Below are 4,924 nucleotides of genomic sequence, written 5' to 3'. Positions count from 1 at the left end.
GAGCACATCGATGCCTTCATCCGCGCCTACAATGAAAAAGCACAGCCCTTCGCCTGGACGAAGAAACGATTCCGCCAAAAGCGGTTCAAAGGCTGCCGTATCACTCAGCTCTGATTCCGGGTACTAGTACCTCGGCACAGAGGTTTTGACTCGTTGAACCTGGCCTGATTCGATGATGGGTTTTGGATAGGCCCGCGCCATTTTGGCGCGAGCCTTATTGGTTGTGAACATCCATTTGACGCGGGCGCGGTCGGCATTGCGCCGTTTCTCCCAGGCGGCGGTCTCGGCGACGAGGCGGGCGAAACCGTCGATGCGTCGATCGAGGCATTGGCGGGCGAGAACGCCGATCTCGATCTCGACCATGTTGAGCCAGCTGGCGTGCTTTGGGACGTAGTGGAACTCCAGTCGGCGCAGTACCCGCCGTGCTTCGTCGGCCGGAAAGGCCTGGTAGAGCGCCCCGGCCGAATGAGTTGAGAGATTGTCGAGCACCAGGCGGATGCGCTCGGCTCGGGGATAATGGATGTCGACGAGGTCGCGCATGCAGGCCGCAAAGTCCTCCGCAGCCCGCCGCTCGGTCACCTTCACCTTGCGCCAGGAGCGATGCGCGTCGAGGAAGACGAACAGGTTTGCGGTGCCATTGCGCCGATACTCGCAATCGTAGCGCTCGATCTGTCCCGGTGTGGCCGGGATCGGCTGGCGCACTTCGCCGATGAGCTGGATTGGGCTCTCGTCGAAGCAGACCACCGGCCGCTTCGGATCAGGCGCCTCGGCATAGAGATCGAGCACGTCCTCCATGCGGGCGACGTAGTCGGCATCGATCTGAGGGATGCACCACATGTCCTTGCGCCACGGCTTGAGATCGCTCTCGGCCAAGCGTCGGCGCACCGTCTCGCGCGACAGGCTCTCGTGTGGCGTCAGCTTGACGATCGCTTCGGCCAACAGTTCCAGGGTCCAACGGGCGCGGCCTGCCGGAGGGCTTGAGCAGGCGGTCGCCACCAAAAGGGCTTCCTCCTTGCCGGTGAGCTTGCGTTCCGACCCGGGCCGCGGCTCCTCGCTGAGCGCCGCCTCCAGATTGCCGAGGACAAAACGCCGTTTGGTGCGATAAACCGTGGACCCGCCGACGCCGACGCTACGGACGATCTCCGCGTCGCTGACCCCTGCGTCAGCGGCGAGCAATATCTGCGCCCGCTTGAGCTTGCGCGCCGCGTGCTTGCCGCCGCTCAGAAGCTCCGTGCGCTCGGTTTGGCTGAGTTCGACCCGATAGCGTACATTCATCCGTGCCTCCGCCTGTCGAGGCACTGACGAACAGCTGAATCGGATGGCCAAGGTGAGTCATTCTGCAAAAGCCTTCACGCCCAAGCAGGGCCAGTACCTGGCCTTCATCGACGCCTACACGCGCGTGCATCGCCGGCCACCTGCCGAATGGGAGATGCAACGGCACTTCGGCGTGTCCCCGCCTTCCGTCCACCAGATGGTGTTGACCCTCGAACGCGCGGGCATCATCAGGCGCCAGCCCGGCTCGCCGCGCAGCATCGAAGTGCTGGTCCCTCCTGAACAGCTCCCCGTCTTGGAAATCCCAAACCAATCAGTCAAAACCTCTGTGTAGAGGTACTAGTAGTAGCCCGTCCATTCGCCGCCACCATCCATAACATCTACTTTACACCGAGCTCAAACTGGTTGTTGGTGTAGAGTTTGAAATCCTTTACTGCGGACGTCGTAATTAGGCTGCCGACCGGATCGACACCGCCGTCCAATATTGGCCGTAGAGCGCAAGCTCCTTGATCAGGTCATAAACCAGTCCCGCCCGCCAGCTCAGGCCTGAGAGCGAGGCCTGAAAACTTTTCATCGCATCCCTGAAATTGGCTTTCCATGCTTGTTTGGTCGGGCCAACGCTGACGATCGCGAGCTGATCCAATATCTTCAGCCAATGTTCCGCGGACGCTGCACACTGGTTGGCAATCGTTTTGATTGGGTGCTCACATCAGTGACAGGTATGGACAGGTTGTCGGAAGCCGGACATGAGACGTGTGCGACGTCGGGAAAACCCCCTGGAGAGAGACATCTTCTAAGCTTCGTTTGAGAGCCTGAATGGAAGTGCTGTCCGATGATGGCGTGACAGCGATGGCGCAAGCATTTCCGAGATATCGTTTCGGACCTTCGACCGGGAAGAGCTATGTCGCCGGGCGACACGATTAGCGTATACGCTGACTGCGGAAGAAGACGAGAGCGATATGGACTTGCGTAACCAGCTGCGCAAGCCGAATTCCGAAAGAATAGCCGGGTGTCGCCACAGCGGTGACCGAAGAAAAAGAGGCAGCTTGTAGTGAACAAGCGGCCCAAGTCTAGGGAGGAAACGCCCAAGGAGGGCAGCGATAGCGCATCGCGCTACCGCGCAAGAGGTTGACTTCTGATCGGTATCACAGCGCATACTTTGCCGAGGCGTGCTCACTCAGCATTCCGCCAACTCGCGGAGACATCCCCGGAGCCTTCGAGCAGACCTCGGTATCCATGTTTTGGACAAACGATTCCTCAGTTTGCGCCGGCGCGTGAGCGCTGGGTGAGACGACTACACTCAGGTCACTTCACCGTTGAAGCCAGAAATCGTGTTCCAGATCACAGCGATAGTCTCCTTTCCGGTCGCCATGGTAACGATAGGCTGATCGGGACAAAGGTCGATTTTTTCTCGATAGTCGTGCTGGCGTTGACGAGTTTGGCTGTTTAATCGTACGGCGGCCGCGGTCTCGGCCTTGCAAGGTGATACTGTCGGACTTTGGAATAATGGATTCCATGAGCCTGGCAGGATCGATCGCAATGGAGAGACCTCCACTGCCACGCTGTGTTTAAACCGTGAGCCAGACGGCATCGGCTACCGGACTTGAGGAACTCGAATTCGCCGACTAGGTCTTCGATGTGACGAAACACCAACTCGGCTAATGGTGGCGCAACTGTAACCCGCTCCGTTCGGATGGGCCCTGCTTTTGAGGCTGCCATGGCCGAAGATGTGGCAGAATTTCAGGCCCGCGACTGACCAGCGCGGACGGCTGCAGCTAAAGCTTCTTCCAGCCTCGTCTTCTCCAGCAAGAGATCCGCGACGATCTTTCGAAAGCGTTGGTTTTCGACTGTAAGATCCTCCAACACACCCCGCATGTCATCCATCGTTCCCGCGTTGGCTGACCCGCCATTCTCAAGTGTGCCACATTGCGCGAATGTCGCATCACTCTTATGCAAGGGCATTTTTCGCCAACGATGAAGGGTCATGACGCTAACCCCGAGCGCTTTGCAAATCTCCATCTGAGAATTGCCCGCTCGTGCAAGCTCATTTGCTCGGGCAAGCTTCGACAGAATCTCCTCGTGAGAGTGCTTCTTCATCTTTCTCTCTAAAGGCTCGGCAACGACATCCTTGGTGATGCCTTGAATTTGTCGGCGTGGCGAAACTGAGGCCACCAGCGGCTCAGATTTCAAATACGAAAGGAGTGTGTATGATCCTGGACAAACCGCAGGAAGACCAGATCCGTAAGCCGAGCGTTCGTACATATTCGTGCCGCGACCTTCAAGAGACTTGAATGGCACGTAGCGTCAAGCTGCACCATTTCAAAGTAGAGTAGTGTTTCCGACCTAGAGCGTGATGAGATTAGGTTTGACCATATCCGGCGTTGGTGAAGTAGTTTGAGCACTCGGCGGGTGTGACAGTGTCGAGGATCGGACCAATGGCATCGTAGACGGCCTCGGTGGTCCGCTTTGCGGCTTTGCGAAGCCAGTGTTTGAGTTTCGCGAAGAACTGCTCGATCGGGTTCAGATCGGGTGAGTATTTCGGTAGGAAGAACAACCGTGCACCGGCGGCACGGATGATGCGGCGTACGGCCTTGCCCTTGTGCGAGCCGAGGTTGTCCATGATCACGATGTCGCCGGGCGGCAATGTCGGGACGAGAACCTTCTCGACGTAGGTTTGAAAGGTTTCGCCATTGATCGGCCCATTGATGAGCCACGGGGCCGTGACGCGATCGTGGCGCAAGGCGGCCAGGAAGGTCATGGTCTGCCAGTGGCCATGTGGCACCTTGGCCTTGAGCCTTTGAGCGCGCGGCGCCCAGCCCCGCAGCGGCGCCATATTGGTTTTGGTCCAGGTCTCGTCGATGAACACCAGGCGAGACGGATCGATCCGCTCCCGATATTTGGTCCATTGCGTCCGCCGACGGGCAACATCGGGACGGTCCTGCTCGGCAGCAATCAGCGTCTTTTTTTGTGACTGAGCTTCTCGGCGTGGACGAAGTCCCACACCGTCCGGTAATCGACCCTCAGGCCACGCTCGGCGAGCTCGGCCACCAGCCCGCGCAAGGTGAAATCGGCCGTCCGGCAGCGTTGCACCAGCCAATCACGATGCTTTCCCGAAATCTTCTTCGGCTTGTAGCCGCCGATCTGATCCGGCTCGACGCTGCCGGTCGCGCGAAAGCGCTGCACCCAGAGAATGGCCGTGCTGATGCCTACACCAAATTGCGCCGCCGCCTGATGGCACGACAGGCCGCCCTTGCAAACGGCGTCAACCACGCGCTCACGCAGATCAGTCGAATACGCCCGCCCCATCCATGCCGGCCTCCTTCCCAGCCAGCATGTTGAATCAGAACCGATCTGATTTGGGAATCCTCAATCGATTCAATCTAATCCCATCCCGCTCTAGCGAACGACATCGTGACCTGCCTTCAGGAGACGCAAGCAAGCCTTGCGCAAGGCGAAATGGTTTTGCGACGCTATTCCTCGTCTGCTTCCGACGTTCTTCGTAGGCTTCCGGACATGTCCCGCCGTGCTAGTACCCACTTTTCTTGGATCGTGAGTCGTGATTCAAGATATGGATGATCCCCGAAGCAAGAGAAGTCCACCTTTCGCGGAAAGATCGCAAGGTGCTTGAGGCGTGTTGTCGCTCGCCGGTGAC

General features: G+C 58.6%; 5 protein-coding genes and 1 pseudogene. 2 read left to right on the top strand and 4 right to left on the bottom strand.

All coding sequences use genetic code 11. The features are described from left to right. Positions 1-114: pseudogene (locus tag ACZYOF_RS42160) on the top strand (IS630 family transposase); the annotation flags it as partial. Positions 115-123: 9 nt separating this feature from the next. On the opposite strand, the gene ACZYOF_RS42155 reads toward ACZYOF_RS42160, so the two are convergent. Beyond that, positions 124-1,275, bottom strand: a complete 1,152-nt coding sequence (locus tag ACZYOF_RS42155; RefSeq protein WP_028169397.1) for an IS630 family transposase — start codon at positions 1,273-1,275, stop codon at positions 124-126. 43 nt (positions 1,276-1,318) lie between these two features. On the opposite strand from ACZYOF_RS42155, the gene ACZYOF_RS42150 reads away from it, so the two are divergent. Next, positions 1,319-1,606, top strand: a complete 288-nt coding sequence (locus ACZYOF_RS42150; RefSeq protein WP_028169398.1) for a LexA family protein — start codon at positions 1,319-1,321, stop codon at positions 1,604-1,606. A 114-nt stretch (positions 1,607-1,720) separates the two neighbouring features. Here ACZYOF_RS42150 and ACZYOF_RS42145 read toward each other — a convergent pair whose 3' ends face one another. The 3 genes from ACZYOF_RS42145 to ACZYOF_RS42135 form a co-directional block, all read right to left on the bottom strand. Next, positions 1,721-1,915: a hypothetical protein gene (locus ACZYOF_RS42145; protein ID WP_028169399.1), complete on the bottom strand. Its 195-nt coding sequence runs from the start codon at positions 1,913-1,915 to the stop codon at positions 1,721-1,723. Positions 1,916-3,012: 1,097 nt separating this feature from the next. Continuing rightward, entirely contained in the window at positions 3,013-3,369 is a 357-nt protein-coding gene (locus tag ACZYOF_RS42140; protein ID WP_028169400.1) for a helix-turn-helix domain-containing protein, read from the bottom strand. Positions 3,370-3,631: 262 nt separating this feature from the next. Continuing rightward, positions 3,632-4,578 (bottom strand): IS630 family transposase gene (locus ACZYOF_RS42135; protein WP_463719433.1). Its coding sequence is split into 2 segments (ribosomal slippage): positions 3,632-4,237 and positions 4,240-4,578, totalling 945 coding nucleotides; the frame shifts between segments, so codons are not numbered across the junction. Between the last annotated feature and the right edge of the window lie 346 nt (positions 4,579-4,924).

The sequence above is a fragment of the Bradyrhizobium sp. LeoA1Lang genome (genome assembly GCF_055413685.1).
This window is presented reverse-complemented; position numbering and strand designations above follow the sequence as displayed.